This is a genomic window from Opitutaceae bacterium, from assembly GCA_041395105.1.
Classification (GTDB): domain Bacteria; phylum Verrucomicrobiota; class Verrucomicrobiia; order Opitutales; family Opitutaceae; genus B12-G4.
The window spans coordinates 546038-564661 of sequence record JAWLBB010000002.1 but is presented as its reverse complement, the minus strand read 5'-3'; the positions used below and the strand labels follow the sequence as shown (position 1 = coordinate 564661).

At 62.6% G+C, this 18624-nt stretch carries 16 protein-coding genes; 2 read left to right on the top strand and 14 right to left on the bottom strand.

The window, feature by feature from the left end; all coding sequences use genetic code 11:
• Window positions 1–315 precede the first annotated feature (315 nt).
• The 9 genes from R3F07_09190 to R3F07_09150 form a co-directional block, all read right to left on the bottom strand.
• Window positions 316–2067: an ABC transporter ATP-binding protein gene (locus tag R3F07_09190; GenBank protein MEZ5276540.1), complete on the bottom strand. Its 1752-nt coding sequence runs from the start codon at window positions 2065–2067 to the stop codon at window positions 316–318.
• Window positions 2068–2307: 240 nt separating this feature from the next.
• Window positions 2308–3732, bottom strand: coding sequence for an NAD(P)(+) transhydrogenase (Re/Si-specific) subunit beta (locus R3F07_09185; GenBank protein MEZ5276539.1), 1425 nt, complete (start codon window positions 3730–3732; stop codon window positions 2308–2310).
• A 3-nt stretch (window positions 3733–3735) separates the two neighbouring features.
• Complete coding sequence (locus R3F07_09180; protein MEZ5276538.1) at window positions 3736–4029, bottom strand: NAD(P) transhydrogenase subunit alpha; 294 nt, start codon at window positions 4027–4029, stop codon at window positions 3736–3738.
• Between the two features lie 44 nt (window positions 4030–4073).
• The gene (locus R3F07_09175; GenBank protein MEZ5276537.1) at window positions 4074–5255 is read right to left on the bottom strand and encodes an NAD(P) transhydrogenase subunit alpha; all 1182 of its coding nucleotides are present in this window, start codon (window positions 5253–5255) and stop codon (window positions 4074–4076) included.
• Between the two features lie 189 nt (window positions 5256–5444).
• The gene (locus R3F07_09170; protein MEZ5276536.1) at window positions 5445–6086 is read right to left on the bottom strand and encodes an NAD(P)H-dependent oxidoreductase; all 642 of its coding nucleotides are present in this window, start codon (window positions 6084–6086) and stop codon (window positions 5445–5447) included.
• A 161-nt stretch (window positions 6087–6247) separates the two neighbouring features.
• The gene (locus R3F07_09165) at window positions 6248–7171 is read right to left on the bottom strand and encodes a sugar phosphate isomerase/epimerase family protein (protein MEZ5276535.1); all 924 of its coding nucleotides are present in this window, start codon (window positions 7169–7171) and stop codon (window positions 6248–6250) included.
• Between the two features lie 15 nt (window positions 7172–7186).
• Window positions 7187–7756, bottom strand: a complete 570-nt coding sequence (locus R3F07_09160; GenBank protein ID MEZ5276534.1) for an SIS domain-containing protein — start codon at window positions 7754–7756, stop codon at window positions 7187–7189.
• Window position 7757: 1 nt separating this feature from the next.
• On the bottom strand, window positions 7758–8702 hold the full coding sequence (locus tag R3F07_09155; GenBank protein ID MEZ5276533.1) for an ROK family protein: 945 nt from the start codon (window positions 8700–8702) through the stop codon (window positions 7758–7760).
• Window positions 8699–9712 (bottom strand): D-alanine--D-alanine ligase, encoded by a 1014-nt coding sequence (locus R3F07_09150; protein ID MEZ5276532.1) that lies wholly within the window; start codon window positions 9710–9712, stop codon window positions 8699–8701. The genes R3F07_09155 and R3F07_09150 overlap by 4 nt, the downstream gene beginning before the upstream one ends.
• 215 nt (window positions 9713–9927) lie before the next feature.
• Here R3F07_09150 and chrA point away from each other — a divergent pair, with 215 nt between their 5' ends.
• Window positions 9928–11097 (top strand): chromate efflux transporter, encoded by a 1170-nt coding sequence (gene chrA, locus R3F07_09145; protein ID MEZ5276531.1) that lies wholly within the window; start codon window positions 9928–9930, stop codon window positions 11095–11097.
• An 85-nt stretch (window positions 11098–11182) separates the two neighbouring features.
• Here chrA and R3F07_09140 read toward each other — a convergent pair whose 3' ends face one another.
• The 5 genes from R3F07_09140 to R3F07_09120 form a co-directional block, all read right to left on the bottom strand.
• Window positions 11183–12550, bottom strand: a complete 1368-nt coding sequence (locus R3F07_09140; protein MEZ5276530.1) for an NAD-dependent succinate-semialdehyde dehydrogenase — start codon at window positions 12548–12550, stop codon at window positions 11183–11185.
• Between the two features lie 34 nt (window positions 12551–12584).
• On the bottom strand, window positions 12585–14228 hold the full coding sequence (locus R3F07_09135) for an FAD-dependent oxidoreductase (protein MEZ5276529.1): 1644 nt from the start codon (window positions 14226–14228) through the stop codon (window positions 12585–12587).
• 39 nt (window positions 14229–14267) lie between these two features.
• Window positions 14268–14945: a phytanoyl-CoA dioxygenase family protein gene (locus tag R3F07_09130; GenBank protein ID MEZ5276528.1), complete on the bottom strand. Its 678-nt coding sequence runs from the start codon at window positions 14943–14945 to the stop codon at window positions 14268–14270.
• A 111-nt stretch (window positions 14946–15056) separates the two neighbouring features.
• Window positions 15057–15815, bottom strand: coding sequence for a glucose 1-dehydrogenase (locus tag R3F07_09125; GenBank protein MEZ5276527.1), 759 nt, complete (start codon window positions 15813–15815; stop codon window positions 15057–15059).
• A gap of 70 nt (window positions 15816–15885) precedes the next feature.
• Window positions 15886–16599, bottom strand: coding sequence for an outer membrane beta-barrel protein (locus R3F07_09120; protein MEZ5276526.1), 714 nt, complete (start codon window positions 16597–16599; stop codon window positions 15886–15888).
• A 110-nt stretch (window positions 16600–16709) separates the two neighbouring features.
• On the opposite strand from R3F07_09120, the gene R3F07_09115 reads away from it, so the two are divergent.
• Complete coding sequence (locus tag R3F07_09115; GenBank protein MEZ5276525.1) at window positions 16710–18518, top strand: sialidase family protein; 1809 nt, start codon at window positions 16710–16712, stop codon at window positions 18516–18518.
• Window positions 18519–18624 lie beyond the last annotated feature (106 nt).

Genomic DNA, 18624 nt, shown 5'->3' with positions numbered 1-18624 from the left:
TGATGAACGGGGACGGGTTGCGCTCGCCTCGGTCCGGTTGGGCCGGACGGCCGTCCCTGATCAAGCAGTCTAGTTCGGAGCCCGGTCCCCTGACAATGCAAATCATGCTGCAATTGCACAAATGGGTCGTCGCGATGGGTGAGGCGGTGGTTCCCAGGCGTCTGTCCAGATGTAACGAATTGCCAGGGGCCTGGACGAGAAAACCTTTAGCCAGGCCGCTGTGTGGCGTGTCCGTCGGTCGGACTAAACGTCGCACAGCGACGTTGCTCTACACCGGAGAAGGAATGATTTGCGAAAATGCAACCGACACACCACTCAGCTGAATTCCGGAATCAGGTCGGTCTGGGCGCGCCAGAGGTCTGCGTAGTGACCACCTCTTTCGATCAGGTCCCGGTGAGAGCCGGATTCGAGGATGCGGCCCTGTTCGAGAACGACGATCTGGTCGGCGCGGCGGACGGTGGAGAGGCGATGGGCGATCACCAGGGTGGTTCGTCGCTGGACGAGGTTGTCTATCGCGGTCTGGATTCGGGCCTCGGTCAGGGTGTCGACGCTGGAGGTGGCCTCGTCGAGGATGACGAGGGGAGGATTCTTCAGGATGACCCGGGCAATGGTCAGACGTTGTTTTTCGCCCATGGAGAGGCGGATGCCGCGTTCGCCGATCATGGTGTTGATCCCGTCCGGAAGATTCTGGACGAAATCCCAGGAGCAGGCGGCATCGAGCGCGGCGATCATATCGTCCATGGTCGCGTCCTCGCGGGCCAGGCGCAGGTTGTCGGCCACGGAGCCGTCGAAGAGGAAGGGATCCTGGGCGACGAACCCGATATTCTGTCGGAGGGAATCCAGGTCGATTTGTCGGACGTCCGTCCCGTTGATCGTGACCGAACCGGCGGTCACGTCATAGTAGCGCAGGAGGAGATTGGCGATGGTCGATTTTCCGGCGCCGGTATGCCCGACGATGGCGGTGACTTTGCCTGGTGGCATCTCGAGGGTGAAATCCTCGAGCACCTCGGATCGGTCCGGATAGCAGAACGACACTCCCGTGTAATGCACCCGGATGAGGCCATCGGGGAAGGGAAGCGGGTCCGGTGCGTTCTCAATCCCGATCGGATGGTCGAGAATCTCAAAAACCCGTTCGGCCGAGGCCTTGCCCGCGGCGAAGAGGTGGTTGATCGAATTGAGGGTGCTGATCGGCTGGTAGAGCAGGGCGCAGTAGGCGAAGAAAGCCACGAAATCGCCGAAAGTGAAGGTGCCCGGGGCATTGCCTCCCTGGATCAGGAGGTAGCCGCCGAATCCGACCACGGCGACACTGCCCAGGCTGGTGATGAAATTGGTCCCTGGGCCGTGGAGGGACCAGCGGTACATGGCGTGGAGGGTCCGGTTCTTCAGTTCGACCGCGATCCCGATGAAGCGGTTGGTTTCCCGGTCCTTCAGGGCGAAGGAACTGATCAACCGGTTGCCCTGGATATCCTCGACCAGGAGGGAATTGAGTTCGCCCGCACTCTGCCGCACCTTTCTCCAGTTCCGTCGGGTGGCCCGAAAATGGAGGATGGAGAGCCAGAAGACGACGGGCAGGGGGAGGATGACGAAAAGCGCCAGGAGGGGCTGTTGGGTGAAAAGGATGGCCGAAATGCCGATCACGGTCAGCAGGGCGACCGTGCCCTGCTCGGATCCGTCGAGGATGACCCGCTCCACGTTCTGGACGTCCTCGATCACCCGCGAGGCGATCTCGCCCGACTTGCGTTTGTCGTAGTAGCCGATCGGCAGGTCGAGAAGCTTGCGGTGGAGGTCGCGCCGGAGGTCGATCAGGACGTTCTGCTCCAGTGTATTGTTGATTCGGATACGAAGGCAGTTCAGCAGGTCCCGTCCGAAATAGCAGATGGTGATGGCCCCGATGCCCCAGCCGAGCAGGTCGGTTCGTCCGGGGGCGATGATCCGGTCGAAGATCTGCTTGATGATCTGGGGGATGGCGATGAGGAAGAGCGTGCTTCCCAGGGCAAGCAGGAGAGTCAGCCCGAAAAGACCGCGGTATTTGAAGAGATAGCCGGAGACGCGCCAGATGGTAGCCATGAAGAATCAGGATTCTGGAAAGGAAGCCGGCGGAAGTAAACCCACGAACAGTGGAAGTGCGAACTCAGCGGCGAGGATCTGAGGGCCTGTCCTCCGGTAGGAGAGGGTTTGTCCCTCGATTCGACGTGGGATGAAGACATGCCGCCATTCGTCACGAGAACCGGTTGATTCCCGATCGCCTCCTCCACGGGGGTGGCATCGAGGCATAAAGCCTCTCCTGCAGTCCCTCGGTTCTCCGGCCTACGCGTTCTTGAACTCGGAGACCAGACCCTGGATGGAGGATTTGGCGTCGCCGTAAAGCATGCGGGTCTGCGGGAGGAGGAAGAGCTGGTTTTCCAGGCCGGAGAATCCGGTGCCCTTGCCGCGCTTCAGGCAGATGACGGTCTTGGCCTCGTGAGCATTGATGATCGGCATGCCGTAGATGGGGGATGCCTTGTCGTTGGTGGCGGCCGGATTGACCACATCGTTGGCGCCGATGACGATGGCGACGTCGACCGACGGCATGGTCGGGTTGATGTTGTCCATCTCGACCAGCTGCTCGTAGGGCACGTCGGCCTCGGCGAGGAGGACGTTCATGTGGCCAGGCATGCGTCCCGCCACCGGATGGATGGCGAAGCGGACCTCGGTCCCGTTCGACTCAAGGAGATCCCCGAGTTCCTTGACCACGTGCTGGGCCTGGGCCACGGCCATCCCGTAGCCGGGAACGATGACCACGCTCTGGGCCGCTTCGAGAACATAGTAGGTATCGGCCGCGGAGATGGGCTTGAGTTCTCCTTCCATGGCGGTCCCGCCGGATCCGGCATCCGAGGCGCCGAAGCCCGAAAAGAGGACGTTGCCGATGGTGCGGTTCATCGCCTTGCACATGATGATGCTCAGGATGACGCCGCTGGCGCCGACCAGACACCCGGCCACGATGAGCACGTTGTTGGCGATGACGAAGCCGGCCGCGGCTGCGGCCAGACCGGAGAGGCTGTTCAAGATTGCAATGACGACCGGCATGTCGCCGCCGCCGATCGGCATGACGGCGAGGAGTCCGAGCAGCAGCGAAAGCACCACCAGACCGACGAATTCCGGATAAACGTTGTGTCCTTCGCCCCGGATCACAAACAGGAATCCGACAGCGACGATGAGGACGGCGACGGACAGGTTGAGCAGTTTCTGCCCGCCGAAGACCTTGGCTCGTCCGCTGACCCGGCCGGACAGCTTGAGGTAGGCGTAGACCGAACCGGTGAAGGTGATCCCGCCGATCAGGACGGCCAGGACAATGACGGTCGAAGTGAAAAAGACAGTGGCGGTGGGGTTGCGGAAGAGGTAAGCGGCCCAACCCTCGGAGACGATCTTCTGGTATTCGGCCCAGCCGACCAGAAGGCTGGCGAGTCCGCCGAATCCGTTGAAAAGCGCGACCATCTCAGGCATGGCGGTCATCTTGACCAGCTTGGCGGCGGGTGCCCCGATGACGGTGCCGACGATGAGGCCGATGGCGATCCACTTGAAGTCGAGGACCTGGCGGTCAAGGAGGGTGACGACAACCGCGATGAGCATGCCGATGGCGGAAATCAGGTTGCCGCGCCGGGCCGTCTGGGCATTCCCCAGCATCTTCAACCCGAAGATGAAGAGGATGGAAGCGACGATATAGCTGAGATTGATCAGGATGAGGGAATGCATGGCTTACTTCTTCCCCCCTTCCTTCTTCTTGAACATGGCCAGCATCCGGTCGGTGACGAGGTAGCCGCCGACCACATTGATAGTGGCGAGGACAACCGCGAGGGTTCCGATGACGATGTTCACCGTGTTGTGCTCGGCCGAGCCGACCGCGATGAGCGCTCCGACGATGGTGATGCCGGAGATGGCATTGGACCCGGACATCAGCGGCGTATGCAGTTGGGAGGGCACCTTCGAGATGAGCTCGAAGCCGAGGAAGGCCGCGAGGACGAAGATGAAGACCAGTAGGATGAGTTCCATGGGTTTGAGAAAAAGAGGGGGGAGGTCGGGGCGTGGAGTGGGGATCAGTTCAGGTTCTGGAATCGCTCATGGACGACTTTGCCGCCGTGGGTGATCAGGCAGCCTTTCATGATTTCGTCTTCCAGGTTGAGGTTGAAGGTCTTGGCTTCGGCATCCCAGAAATGCTCAATGAATGCGGCCAGGTTGCTGGAGAAGACCTGGCTGGCATGAGTGGACACTGCGCCCTCAAGACAACCGTCTCCGATGATGATCACCCCATTCTCGGTGATGACTTCCTCGTTCAGCTTCGATCCCTCGACGTTGCCGCCACCCTCCACCGCGAGGTCCACGATGACCGAGCCGGCCTGCATGCCCGCGACCATTTCGCGTGTCACGACGATGGGGGCCCTGCGTCCGAAAAGCTTGGCCGTGGTCACCACGATATCCGAAGTGGCGCAGACCTTGGCCATGCCGTCGCGCTGCATCTGGAGTTGCTCTGGGGTCAGTTCCTTGGCGTAGCCCTGGGCGGTCTGGCCGGTCTCGCCGAGGTCGATCTTGACGAATTTGGCTCCTAGAGAACGGACCTGTTCCTCGACCACCGGACGGGTGTCGAACGCCTCGACGCGCGCACCGAGTCGCTTGGCCGTGGCGATGGCCTGGAGTCCGGCCACGCCGACGCCGATAATGAAGACCCGGCAGGGATTGATTGTCCCGGCCGGTGTCATCATCATGGGAAGGATCTTCTGGATCCGGGCGGCGGCCTGGACGACGGCCGAGTAGCCGGCGAGATTGGCCTGGGAGCTGAGCACGTCCATCTTCTGGGCGAGGGTGGTCCGGGGGATCATTTCCAGGCTGATCGCACTGATCCCGGCCTTGGCCAGCGCCTTGACCAGGTCCGGTTCATTGAACGGGTCGAGGTGGCTCATCAGGATGGTGCCCGGTTTCATGGCGGCAATGGCCTCCGGGTTTGGCTTGCGTACGCCGAGAACAAGACCGGCCTGTCCAAGGGCGGCAGCATGGTCGGATATCAGCTTCACTCCCGATTTCGCATAGGCCTCGTCGAGATAACCGCTCATGGTGCCGAGACCTCGCTCGGCCGAGACCTCGAGGCCGAGTTTGACCAGTATGTTTCCGGTGGAAGGGGTCAGCGCGGTTCGCTTCTCTCCCGGTGATCGTTCCTTGGCTGCGTAGCAATGCATGCGGATATGGGTGAAGGGGATGGACAGGTTGGCGATCAGTGTGCCCAAGGAGGGATCCCCCTCAACCGAAAAAGCGCCCGACCACGCGGTTTCGAACGGCCAAGGCGACTCTCTGGTGGCACGTGCGCGCATGCCTTGGGATTGACTGCGCGGATCGTGACTGAGCCGGAATCCGGCCCTGGGGCCGGCCTACCGGTGGGTCGAGGCGTAAAGGCTCTCCTGAAGATTCTGCCGGGATCAGATATGCTTCACGACCATGTCGCCCGGGAAGCGCACCTTCGGGGTGGTCGCATACTTGTCCGACGCCGAGCGGTAGCCGGCGGCGCAACCGCAGACAGTCGCATAATCGGTGCCGGTCAATCCCAGGATCTCGTCGTACTTGGCCGGGTCGATACCCTCCATCGGACAGGTGTCGATGGCGAGAACGGCAGCCGAAGTCATGAACTGACCGAGGGCGATATAGACCTGACGGGCGGCCCAGGCATCAAGCGTGCCCGCTTCGCGCAGTCTTTCGACAAAACCGACGACAACGTTCTTGTAGCCATCAAGGGACTCGACCGGAATACCGCGGGTTGCGGCGGCATCCTCGATATAGCGCTGGATATGAACGTCATCCAGATTCTTCCGGATGGTGAAAACGACATAGTGGGAGGCGTCGACGGGCTGCGTCTGACCCCAGGAAGCGGCCGAGAGCTGCGTCCGGACTTCCGGATCGTCAATGACGAGGAACTGCCAGGGCTGCACCCCGAACGACGACGGCGCGAGGACAAGGGCCCGCTCGAGCACTTCCCAGGCGTCCCCAGGAATTTTACGGGTGGCATCGAATTGCTTGGTGGCGTAACGCCAATTGAGGGCGGAGAGGAGGTTGGATGGTGTCATCAGTCGAGCGGTTGGAAAGAGCCGAAAGTGCACACACCTCGGGGAATGTCGAATCGGGAAGGAAGATCGCAGGTTCGATCGCAATCTGACCGAAAGCCTGAGATTACGGACGGACCGCAGAGGCCGTCCTCAGAGGCCGTCCGAGGAAGAATAACCCGCTCTCAGGCCCCTGCCGTCCAGGCGTCGCGGGTGCGGATCAGAAGTCGCTTGGTGGCCAGGATGCCTTCGTCCGGAGAGAGCACGCTGCCTTCATACTCGATCCCGATATGCCCCCGGTAGCCGGACCGCAGCACGATCGGAATCATCCGGAAGTAATCGGTCCCGGTTTCGTTGCCGTCTTCGTCGAAATCATGACTCTTGGCGCTGACTCCCCTGGCGTAGGGCATGAGGCGCTGGACGCTGGAGTAGCGGTCGTGTTCCTGGAAATTGCCGAAATCGGGAAGGACCCCGCAATTGGGCAGGGCGACTTTCCTGATGACCGCTTCCAGCCACTCCGCGTTGGAGGAGAGCCCGCCGTGGTTCTCGACGATGACATTCAGGTCGGACGCCTGAGCCAGAGCCGAAAGACGCTGCAGACCGTCGGCCGCAAGCTCGAGCTGTTCGGAGTAGGTGCCTTCGGAATGGGCATTGACCCGGATCGAGTGGCAGCCGAGTTCCGCAGCGGCGTCGAGCCATTTTTCGTGGTTTCGGACTGCCTGGAGACGGGCACCCTTGTCCGGATCCCCGAGGTGCCCTTCACCGTCGCACATGATGAGCAGACTCTTGACGCCCTGGTCTTCACAACGCTGACGCAACTCGTTCACGAAATCGCCGAGGGTTCCGTCCTTCGGGAAGAAGGTATTGACGTATTCGACGGCATCGATCCCGAACTTTTGCCGGGTGTAGACCGGGAATTCGACGGCGGGGACGATCCCATCGTTGTGCATCTGCCGGACCGACCATTGAGCGAGGGAGATCCTGAAGGGAGGCTCCTTGGAGGGGGAGGCCTTCAGGGTCGGAATAACGGCGGTCCCGGCGGCGATGCGACCGAGGGTGCGCAGCAGGAACTGGCGGCGGGAGAGGGATGAGATGGGTCGGGCGGACATGTTTGGAAAGTGCGCTTACTGATCAACCTTCTCCATATAGGAATAGCAGAGGAGATGGCAAATCAACATGTGGGCGTCTTCGACCCGACCGTAATGCGTATCGTCGATCCGGATGACGGATCGGGCCCTTTCGGCAACGATCCCGCCCTTTCCTCCGACCAGTCCGATGGTGGTGAGTCCGTGGGCATTGGCCCAGTCGACGGCCTTGACCAGGTTGGGGGAGTTGCCGCTCACCGTCATGACCATGAGCAGATCGCCGGCCTCGGCGAGATTCTCCAGCTGGCGGACGAAAACATCCTCGTAGGCATAGTCGTTGCCGATTGCCGTGATCCAGGGGACGTTGTCGTTCAGGCTCTGGCAGCGGAAACGGCGGCCGATCGCATCCGAGGCCCCTTTGCCAAGGTCGGTCACGAAGTGGGAAGCGTTGGCGGCACTGCCGCCGTTGCCACAGACAAAGATCCGTCGGTCTGCGGCCAGCGCGCGATCGAAGTGGCTGCGGAGGTTGGCCATCGCGTCGGCCTGGACCGTGGCCATCGTCCGGCAATGCTTGTCGAGGTAGTCGGTTGTCCAGCTCTTGATATTCATTTCAGTGGGTCTGCGCCGCGGCATCGGCCGCGAGAAGAATGGCACCCGTCGGGACGACTTCTTCGCCGAGGGTGGCGGTTCGGATATCGGGTGCGGGAAGCATGGCTTCCATGATATTGGATGCGAGGGCGATCTTGAGCGGGGCGACAAAGACGTCGCCCAGATGGGAAAGCCCGCCTCCGATCACGATGATTTCTGGGGAGACCAGGTGGACGACGTGGGAGAGGGCGAAGCCAAACGCCTCAACCGTTTCGTCAAGGGCCTGACGCGCATGCACGTCGCCGCCAGCGAGGGCCTCGGGCAGGACGCGGGATTCTCCGGAGGTCATGTCACAGAGCATTCGGGCCAGGGTGGAATCGGCGTGTTCGGCCGCGAGTGCGCGCAGGCGTTGGTCGAGCGCCCAGCCCGAGCAGACCGATTCCACGATCGGTCCGCCGGGGGAAAGGCGGAGATGGCCGATCTCGGCTTCACCGGGAGGACGACCGTGGGTGATTCTTCCATTATGGACCAGGCCACCTCCGACCCCACTGCCGAGATTGGTGTAGAAAACGGGGTTGTGGCCAGAACCGGCGCCGAGGCGCGCTTCAGCGAGTGCCGCCGTATTGGAGTCGTTTTCAACCGCGGTGGGCAGGTCGAGGGTGCCCTCGAGCCAGGACCGGAGCGAGAACCCGTCCCATCCCTCGACTTGATGCGATCGGGCAATGGTTCCTGTTCGAATATCGACCGGCCCGCCGAAGCCTGCGCCCACTCCCGAAACAGCGTGATTTGCAATCAACTGCCGGCAGAGATCGAGGATGATGGCGCGGATCTCGCCTCCTCCAGCGCCCTTGGGCACGTTGGCGCGGGCAGTTTCGATGAGGGTGCCCATTGCGGTCCCGACAGACACCTGGAGCTTGGTGCCGCCGATTTCGATCCCGAGGAATCTCTGATCCGAGGATGACATCATTTGACGGAAGGTGCCCTTTCAACTGCGAGATGAACGATTCTTTCGCAAAGCGACTCGAAATCGATACCGGCTGCCCGGGCGGCCTGCGGGAGAAGGCTGGTCGCCGTCATCCCGGGGAGCGTATTGACCTCGAGGCACCAGAAGGCCCCGGCTTCGTCGAGCCGGAAATCCACCCGGCTGTAAGCGCCCAGCTTGAGAGCTCGGTGGGCCTTCAGGGCGAGGCTCTGGATTTCCGTTTCCTGGTCGGGTGTCAGGTTGGCCGGGAAAATCTCCTCCGCCCCGCCGGGCTGATACTTGCTTTGGTAGTCGAAGTGTTCGCTGCGCCGGGGGATGATCTCGCCGGGCGGAAGCGCGATTCCCTCAAGAATTCCGACTGTCAGTTCGCGACCGGGTATGAAGCGTTCGATCATGACTTCGGGATCAAACCGTTTCGCTTCATCGATGGCTGCGGCAAGATCCTCGGCTCTCCGCACGATGGACAGTCCGATGGAGGATCCCTGGCGGTTGGCTTTGACCACGGTCGGCAGGCCGATCTGCGCAACGATGGCCGCATGGTCGGCCGGGGCGATCAGCCAGTCGGGCGTGGGCACGCCGGCAGCTCGGAAGAGTTGTTTGGAGACATCCTTGTCCATGGCCATGGCGCTGGCCGCGTGGCCGCTGCCGGTGTAGGGCACACCGGCCAGATCGAGGACCGCTTGGATCGTGCCGTCCTCGCCGGTCCCGCCGTGGAGAGCGAGGAAGACCACGTCGGCCTGACCCAGCAGGCCCTCCTTCGAGAGGGCGGGGGCGGATCCCTTGAGCACGGCAAGAGCCTCGGTTTCCGGGGGGATCTGCCCAACGGATCCGGTCAGGAGCCGTTCCTCTTCCGTCGGCAGGAGGGCGCCGCGGGCGGTATCGACTGCCACGACCTCGTGTCCGTTCTTCCGGAGGGCCCTTGCCACCTGGAGGCCGGAGGCAATCGAGACATCACGCTCTGCGCTGGTACCGCCAAATAGGACGACGACTTTCATGGGAGGACCCGAGACAACACCGCCCGGGCCACCGCAGGCAAGAACGTAAAGCGCGGGTGAGTGGACTCGGTTTCTCCGGTTTCGACAATTTGCCCGGGAAGACCGACCTGGAGTCTGAAGAACGTTCCGTCAGGGTCCTCGGGGATCAGGAGAAACCCGGGCGACCTCCGGCACTTTGCGTTTGCGCCGCTTGGACGATGCCCAGACAAAGACCTGTGAATCGAAACTGGCGGGAAGTGCTCCTGGTCTGTCTTCGCCTTGGTTGCGCATCGTTCGGCGGTCCAGTGGCTCATCTGGGTTATTTTCATGAGGAATTCGTCAGGCGCCGCAAGTGGCTGGATGAATCGACCTTCGCCGATCTGGTGGCCCTCTGCCAGTTCCTTCCGGGTCCGGCCAGCAGTCAGGTGGTTTATTCCATCGGGTTGCGACAGGCCGGATGGTTGGGAGGTGCGGCCGCCTGGATCGGGTTCACACTGCCCTCAGCCGCCCTCATGCTGGCCTTTGCCTACGGGTTGGGTTTTTCGGATGGATGGGAACTGGGCGGGTGGATCGGCGGACTGAAAATCGCGGCGGTGGCGGTCGTGGCCAACGCGCTCTGGACGATGGCGGCGAAGCTCTGCCCGGACGCGAAGCGGGCGGTCATCGCCATACTCGCGGCCAGCGTCATGATCCTCTTCCCAATGGCCTGGATGCAGGTGGCCGTGATTGTGGCCGGAGCCCTGGCCGGCCGGGTGTTCCTGGTGCCGGATGCGTCGGCGGCCACACCGGCCGGGCAGGGGACGAACACGGGTTGGCCCTGGCTTCTTGCCTTTGCGTCCCTGCTGGTCGGCCTTCCGATCCTCGTCTGGGCCACGGGTGCGCCGCTCGCCTTCCTGATCGAATCCTTTTATCGCTCGGGATCGCTGGTTTTCGGCGGGGGGCATGTCGTCCTTCCGCTGCTGGAGGAGGCCACGGTGGGACGTGGATGGCTGGATCGGGACACCTTTCTCGCGGGCTATGGTTTCGTCCAGGCAATGCCGGGACCGCTCTTCACCTTCGCCGCCTACCTGGGATCCGTCATCAATGTGGGGCCGGGTGGGGTTGGGGGCGGCCTGCTCGCCCTGGTCGCGATCTATCTGCCCTCCTGGTTGCTGCTCCCGGGAGCCATGCCTTATTGGAACAGACTGCGGGCCCTGCCTTCTGCTCGTAGTTCAATGATGGGTACGAATGCGGCCGTGGTCGGACTTCTCGGGGCGGCCTTTTACAGCCCGGTCCTGATCTCCGGCGTGGCCGGCGGTCCGCAGGTGGTTTTCGCATTGCTGGCCTTCGGTGCCCTGCGTTTTCTCAAGCTTCCGCCCTGGCTGCTCGTCATTCTCTGTGCGGTGGCCGGCGGCATCGTTCTGTAGGCTTCCCGTCGGCTGCGGACTTCGTTGAGGGGACCGAGGCGCCCGGACCGGCGCGGCGGACCAGCGAACCCTCGGCGGAACCATTTCAAGAGACGGATATCGTCTGCATATTGGTGAAGGCGCGGATACCGGGACGGCCAAGCTCACGACCGAATCCGGAGTCCTTGACGCCGCCGAAGGGCAGCGCCGGGTGCGACTTCACAAAATCATTGATGAAGACGGCTCCGGTCTCAATCCGACGGGCCAGGGCGACCGCTTTGTCGCGGTCTTCCGAAAAGATGCCACCTCCCAATCCGAATCGGGAATCGTTGGCGATCCGGACCCCGTCCTCCGCGTCCCCGGCCTCGATGATCGAGGCGACGGGGCCAAACAGTTCCTCCTCGTAGGCAACCATCCCCGGGCGGACGTCGCCGAGAACGGTCGCCGGGTAGTACCATCCGGGACCGGTCGGGACGGTGCCCCCGAGGAGGAGGCGTGCCCCCTGCTTCCGGGATGTGATGACCTGGGCATGAAGTTCATCCCGCAGGTCCTGCCGGGCGAGGGGACCGAGAGAAAAGGACTCGTCAAGCGGATCTCCCATCCGAACGCCTTCCGTCGCCTCGATGTACCTCTTCCGGAATTCGGGGAGGATGGGGGCCTCGACGATCAGGCGTTTGACGGCAATGCAGGACTGGCCGTTGTTGTTCAGGCGACCCTGCACGGTGAGGGCGACGGCCCTGTCGAGGTCGGCGTCCTTGAGAATCAGATACGGATCGGATCCGCCCAGTTCCAGCACGCATGTCTTCAGCGCGCGGCCGGCAACTTCACCGATCCGGCGGCCCACCTCGGTGCTTCCGGTCAGGGTGACGCCCCGGATGCGTGGGTCCCGGATCAAGGGGCCGACCCGACTGGAACCGATTCGGAGGGTCTGGAAGACACCGTCGGGAAACCCGGCCGCGGAGAAGATCCGTTCAATTTCGAGGGCGCACCCGGTCACATTGGAGGCGTGCTTCAGCACCATGACGTTGCCCGCCATGAGGGCGGGGGCGGCCGCCCGGAAGACCTGCCAGAACGGGTAGTTCCAGGGCATGACCGCAAGCACCAGCCCGATCGGTTGGTAGGCCACGATAGCCCTGCCGCCGCCTGCACCGACCGGAACCTCATCCGCGAGAAAGGCCTCACCGTGCGTGGCGTAGTAGTCGAGGACGGACGAGCATTTCTCGACCTCGGCCCTGGCCTGGAGAATGGGTTTCCCCATTTCCGTGGTGATCAGCCGGGCATGGGCGGCGAGATCTTCGTGCAGCAGTCCGGCCACTCTGCGGAGGCAGTCGGCCCGTTCCGGGAATGACCTTTGTCGCCATTCACGAAAGGCCGACTGGCTCTTGCCTAGCGCCTCTTCCAAATCGTGGTCCGTGGTTTCTTCGTACACGGCGATGGTCATTCCGGTCGCCGGATTGATGCTGGTCAGCGCCATGATGATCCGAGTCTGCGGGAAGGTGTCGAGTGTATCAAGAGGGGACGATGGGGTGCCGCGCGTGGGCGTGTGGGTCGCCTTCCTCAAGGTTGAGTGATTGCGGCCAGCTCAACTCGACGCCGCGCTTCTTGAGACGGCATTGGAAGGCCCGGCGCCGGGCCGGATCGCGGTAGACTGTGCGGGGCGTTGTCTGCAGGTCGAGGCAGTGAGCGGCCAGGTTCCCGGCCGCTTCGCCGATGGTCCATTCCACGGGATGGAGGCGGTAGCAGCCGTTGGTGATGTGGGTGGTGCCGATATTCTTCGCGCCGGGCAGAAGATTCTCCATGCGAACCGGTATGAGTGCGCCGAGCGGGACCTGGAAGGGCAGGCTGCCGACGTCGAGGTAGTTGTCCCCGCCGGTTGTCGGGTGAAGGTCGATCCGGTAATAACCGATCCCGACAGAGTCGTCAAAGGGTTCGGCCAGGAGCTCGCCCGGGCGATCGGTTTCGGCGACGTGGGATTGGCGGACCGTAAACTCCGCCCGGATGCGGCGGCTTTCCCGGATATAGGGCATTTTCGCGAGTCCGTCGGCGCTGCCGGTTATATCTCCTCGCATGCGCAGACCCGGCCACCCGAAACCTCCATCCGGGCGGGGCGCTTCGGTTTGGAGCCAGTGAAAGAAAGACAGGCTTTGGCGACGGGCGGCGCTGATGTGGCTTTCACGATCGGCAGAGTCACCGGTCAGGAGGTGTCCGCCGACATAGTCGATCATCGGCCAGTTGACCAGACAGAGATCGCTGGGATAGGCGCCGTCGACAAAGAGGCGCCGGTCGATGATGCGGCGGAAACTCCACAAGCCGCTGAAGGGTCCCGGGGGCTCTCCGGTCGGGTCGAAATGATAGTCGAAAGGCTCCATCGTGCGGGGATGGAGGCCTTTCCAACCCAGCCAGGGTCCCGGCCAGGGCGGGTGAAGCGGTGGCACGAAATCCCGCCAATAGGCATAGTCCGCAGGCTCTGCGCCGACATGGTTGCCTTGAGGGTCATGGTCGACGACGAAGCAGACGGAGAACGCCTGGACATTGTCGGGTTCCGGCTCGCTCCCGGCGTCGGCTTCCCCGGTCTCGGTCTTGGCTTCCGCTCCGGTCACGAACTCGGTTCCCGAGAGCGGCAGCAGATCGCCGTTTTCCGTGGCGTCGATGACATAGCGGGCGCGGACACGCCTTTCGGAGTTGTCATCCAAGCGGCGGAAGGTCACGGCAGCGATGACATCCTCGCCGTCCGTATCGACGGCGATGGGAATCGTATTCCGATGGATGGTCAGTCTGCCGGCCGCCACGGCTGGAGCGAGCATCCCCTCGAGGACGGAAAGAGCGACGCGCGGTTCGTGGCAGAGGGGGGAGACCCAGCCATTGCCCGGGTTGAGAAACGGAGTGTCCCGGAACTCAGGCTTGAGCGCAGGGTTTGATCGGTATCGGACGCGGATCTGATGGCGCAAGGATCGGTAAGTCGCGGTGGAACCGAAGTGCTCGATCCAGCCGTGTTCATCCGGTGGAACGGCTTGGGAAGTAAACTGCCCGCCGATCCAGTCGCATTCCTCGGTCATGATGACCGAGTGACCGGCCGAAGCTGCTGCGAGGGCGGCGGCACACCCTCCGACCCCGCCTCCCACGACCAGAATGTCGGTCTGTTCACTTTCCATTTCAGCCTGTCCGGGAAAAAGCCTCCCGCCGGGTGACACTCACCATTTGGCGTTGAAGGCGACGCGCGGCCGGGAAGTGATATTCGAACTGCCGGCGTGGGCACAGAGGTGCTGGTAGAAGAGAATGTCTCCCTGCCTGGGTTGAAGCTCGACAGGGTTCGCCAGCGCCAGACGGTGGAGATCCAGATTGAGGGCCCACATGGTGGCGTAACGTTCCCGGTCGCTCAGGGCGAGGGCTTCAATCTTCTTGTGGGATCCGGGCCAGACAATGGTGCCGCCGCCATGGGGCGCGACTTCATTGAGGAAAAGCATGGAGGCGACGCGGAAGGGGCGAGGAAAGGTCCTGTGGCCTTCTTCCTTGATCGCGTGATCGATGTGCGGCTGGGGCCACGTCCACTCGGGAGGGTCAACCGGAGGAAAGCCCACGATCGATGTGACCGCTCTCGGGGCGGGAAAGGCGGAGAGGTCCTCCCCGGCCAGTTGGGCAACCGCTTCAAGCAGGGTCGGGGTGTAGCAGGCCAGCAGATCGGGATGGGTCTGACGCCTGAACTGTGCGCCCACAGGCCAGCCTGTTCTCTCGCCCGGATCGAGCCCGAGGCTGGACCAGAGAGTTGACTCGGCTTTCCGGACGATGGGGGAGGGAATCAGACCGGAGATGAGAATGAATCCGTCGCGTTCATAGGCCGCCAACTGAGAAAGGCTGAGCGGGGCTGTCATGGGAAATGATCATCCCTGTGTTTGGCCGCCTGAGCAAGCTGGTATTGGCACGGGGAATCCCCATGGTTGTTGCGCCTGCCGGTTCATTTGGGCCCGGTGGCACCATGCGGGTCACCGCAGGTTCATGACTCCACCGTCGATGTCGATGGCGGAACCGGTGATGAAGGCGGCTTCATCGCTGCAGACGAACGCGGCGAGGGCGGCGACCTCGGCGGGCTCACCCATCCGGCCGACCGGCTGGTAGGCGGACAGGCGCGTGAACATTTCGTCCCGGTTATCCGGATAGTGCTGCTTGAGGTAGGCGTCGACGAAAGGGGTGTGAATCCGGGCCGGGCAGAGACAATTGCAGCGGATGCCCGCGCTCACGTAGTCCTTGGCCGCGGAGAGCGTCATGGCGAGAACCGCCCCTTTGCTCATGGAGTAGGCAAATCGGTCCTGGATTCCAAGTCGGCTGGCGATGGACGCCATATTGAGGATGACCCCTTTGCCCCGTGCCCGCATGGAGGGCAGGATGGCGTGCAAGCAGTGGTAGACCCCCTTGACATTGACCGAGAAGATCCGGTCGAAGTCCTCTGGCGTGGTCGATTCGGCGGTGCCGATATGCGCGATCCCGGCATTGTTGACCAGGATGTCGATCGTGCCCGCCTGGCGGGTTGCATTCTGAACGGACTCAAGCCTGGAAACGTCGCAAGCGACGGCCTCGGCCACACCGCCGGCTTGGCAGATGGATTGAACGACCGACTCGGCGCCTTGTGGATTCAACTCCCAGATCAGCACCTTCGCCCCTTCGCCGGCCAGTCGCTCGGCGATGGCCGCGCCGATGCCCGACCCGCCGCCCGTAACGACTGCGGTCCTGCCCTCGAAGCGCATGGGTCTGGGGTTCAAGTGAGAGGAAGGGGAGAGGCGCGGGCTTTCAGGTGCTGCGCATTTCCACAGGAGACTAGAATTTGCCGCCGATGGTCAGGCTGAAGACATCCTGACGGGGGGAGGAGGACAATCCGGATACGTTGATCCAATTCGATTCGTAGGAGAGTCGCACCACGGTGCGGTCGTTGACATCCCAGCGGAGGCCGGCGCCTGCGTAGTAGGTGAAGAACCAATCCGAATAGACCGGGTAGGCCCAGTAACACCACCATTGCCAGTAGCCGGGAACACAGATCAACTCGGCGTCGCCGCCGGGAACGTCGGTCTCCATATACGTGAAGCCGAGACCGGCGGAAACGTAAGGTGTAACCGGGCCGGTCAGAAGGTTGTATTCCCCGCCGATCAGGATGGCCCATTGCTTCAGCCTCTGGGTGAGTCGCGACTCCTCACCGGTATCGGGATCATAACCAGTCCCGGTGAAGCTGGTATTGGCGAAGTTCATCTCCCCGCCAATGTACAGGTTGTCGTTCAGGTTGTAGCCGCCGCCGACGAGGAAATTCCAATCGTCGTCGAAATCCAGGGTGACCGGATCCTGCTTGAGTATGTTGGTCCCGCCGCCGACGAAGGATCCTCCAAGGTAGAACTCGCTGGTGCCCCAGCGGTTGGCACTCGCTTTGGTCGCCTGTGAGCCCTGGGCCTGGCCCAGGGTGGCGGCACCGAGCAACACGAGAACCGCGGTCAATACACGATGACGAGGGTTGGAGCGAAATCCAGCTGAAGAATCAGGCATAGGGAGGGTGTTGATAGGCGGAAACCGGCGGCCGTCAACAGGGATTGATCCGGGTGAATTGAATCGGCGTTGACCCGGTTACCGCCTTCGATAGGGCTTGGTTACGCCCAATGAGCACTGGATTCGCCAAGAACAGCCCCTTCCATCCGGTTCCGGACCCGCGTCATGTCAGTCGCGGTCTGACCCTCCCGACCGAGGGGTACAGTGACCAGCCCTATCTGATCCGAACCGATGACGGCGCCTGGCTCTGCGTCTTCACGACGGGATCCGGGACCGAAGGTCAACTCGGCCAGCACGTGGTCACCTGCCGGAGCATGGATCGGGGAAAGACCTGGGAGCCCTGCGTGGACGTGGAACCGGCCGACGGTCCGGAAGCATCCTATGCGGTCCTCTTCAAGGCCGCATCCGGACGGGTCTATTGCTTTTACAACCACAACACGGACAATCTTCGCGAATTGATCGCAGACGATCCCCCTTATCCCGGAGGCGTCTGCCGGAGAGTTGATTCGCAGGGCTATTTTGTCTTCAAATTCAGCGACGATCATGGCCGGAGTTGGTCGGTCCGGCGTTTCCCGATTCCGGTCCGGGAAACAGAGATTGATCGAAAGAATGCCTATGGCGGCCGGATCCGCTTTTTCTGGAATGTCGGGAAGCCGTTTCTGCATGACGGGAATGTCTATGTGTCCATCCACAAGGTTGGGGGATTCGGTGAGGGTTTCTTCACCAGTTCCGAGGGATGGTTGCTTTGTAGCCCAAATCTGAATACGGAAAGCGATCCGGAGAAGTTTCTCTGGGAGACGCTTCCCGAGGGCGAGGTCGGCCTGCGGACGCCTCCGGGAGGCGGACCGATCGCCGAGGAACAGAGCTACTCGGTCATGAGCGACGGTTCCTTCTTCTGTGTCTACCGCTCGGTCGACGGGCATCCCGTCTGCGCAACCAGTCGGGATCGGGGGCGAACCTGGTCGGAGCCGGCCTACATGGCCTACCCGGACGGTCGCCTGATGAGACATCCCCGGGCGGCCAATTTCGCCTGGAAGTGTGCGAACGGGAAATACCTGTATTGGTTCCACAACCATGGTGGGCGTTGGTATGATGATCGCAATCCGGTCTGGCTTTGCGGCGGGGTCGAACGGCAGACGTCGGACGGGTTGGTCATCGACTGGAGTCAGCCGGAGATTGTGCTCTATGATGACGATCCCTATGTGCGGATGAGCTACCCGGACCTGCTGGAGGAGGACGGGCGCTTTTATCTCTCGGAAACGCAGAAGCATCTTCCGCGAATTCATGAGGTCAGCCGCGAATTGGTGGAAGGGCTCTGGGGGCAGTTCGAGGCGCCGGCGGACTGTGCCCGGGGGCGGGTTCTTGATCTCTCCCTGGACGGCGGTCGTGAGCACGAGGTGGCATTGCCGGAACTGCCGGATTTCCTCGGCCGGGATGTCAGCCGTCCCGATCACGGAACCGGCGATTTTCGCAGGGGGGTCAGCATTGGTTTTCAGATCCGTCGGCCGGCGGCCGACGGAACCCTCGTTCTCCTCGATTCGCGGGCGCCGGATTGGCGGGGAATCATACTGAGGGTCGATCCGAAGGGGGGATTCGGCATGCTGCTTTCGGATGGTCGCACCCATGCGTCCTGGAAGACCGAGGATGGTGTTCTCGGCCAGGATGTGGTTCACAACGTGACCATCATTCTCGATGGAGGTCCCAAGATCATCAGCATCCTTGTTGATGGTCAGTTGCTCGACGGCGGTCGTGAGCGCCAGTTCGGGTGGAGCCGTTTCAGTCCCCATTTCCGCGGGGTCAACGGGATGCCGATGGCCCGGGTGGGACCGGCCATCCAGCGTTTGTGGATCTACGACCGGGCCATCCGCACCTCGGAGGCGATCGGACGGCATCGCTGGCTGGCGGCGAACGCGCAGTGAGGGATATGCACAGCAGGTAATCCTTCGGCGGGCCCAGGGGCGGCGCAGGGGGCGGGAGTCTGTTGTCCTCCGCAGGTTTGAGCCCGACCGATCAGAATATGCGCAG

Coding starts and splice junctions, on each gene's coding strand:
- R3F07_09165 (MEZ5276535.1), bottom strand. CDS start 7,171: ATGTCCGCCCGACCCATCTCATCCCTCTCCCGCCGCCAGTTCCTGCTG.
- R3F07_09170 (MEZ5276536.1), bottom strand. CDS start 6,086: ATGACACCATCCAACCTCCTCTCCGCCCTCAATTGGCGTTACGCCACC.
- R3F07_09130 (MEZ5276528.1), bottom strand. CDS start 14,945: ATGACAGCCCCGCTCAGCCTTTCTCAGTTGGCGGCCTATGAACGCGAC.
- R3F07_09180 (MEZ5276538.1), bottom strand. CDS start 4,029: ATGGAACTCATCCTACTGGTCTTCATCTTCGTCCTCGCGGCCTTCCTC.
- R3F07_09120 (MEZ5276526.1), bottom strand. CDS start 16,599: ATGCCTGATTCTTCAGCTGGATTTCGCTCCAACCCTCGTCATCGTGTA.
- R3F07_09160 (MEZ5276534.1), bottom strand. CDS start 7,756: ATGAATATCAAGAGCTGGACAACCGACTACCTCGACAAGCATTGCCGG.
- R3F07_09140 (MEZ5276530.1), bottom strand. CDS start 12,550: ATGGCGCTGACCAGCATCAATCCGGCGACCGGAATGACCATCGCCGTG.
- R3F07_09155 (MEZ5276533.1), bottom strand. CDS start 8,702: ATGATGTCATCCTCGGATCAGAGATTCCTCGGGATCGAAATCGGCGGC.
- R3F07_09150 (MEZ5276532.1), bottom strand. CDS start 9,712: ATGAAAGTCGTCGTCCTATTTGGCGGTACCAGCGCAGAGCGTGATGTC.
- R3F07_09135 (MEZ5276529.1), bottom strand. CDS start 14,228: ATGGAAAGTGAACAGACCGACATTCTGGTCGTGGGAGGCGGGGTCGGA.
- R3F07_09190 (MEZ5276540.1), bottom strand. CDS start 2,067: ATGGCTACCATCTGGCGCGTCTCCGGCTATCTCTTCAAATACCGCGGT.
- R3F07_09115 (MEZ5276525.1), top strand. CDS start 16,710: ATGAGCACTGGATTCGCCAAGAACAGCCCCTTCCATCCGGTTCCGGAC.
- R3F07_09125 (MEZ5276527.1), bottom strand. CDS start 15,815: ATGCGCTTCGAGGGCAGGACCGCAGTCGTTACGGGCGGCGGGTCGGGC.
- R3F07_09185 (MEZ5276539.1), bottom strand. CDS start 3,732: ATGCATTCCCTCATCCTGATCAATCTCAGCTATATCGTCGCTTCCATC.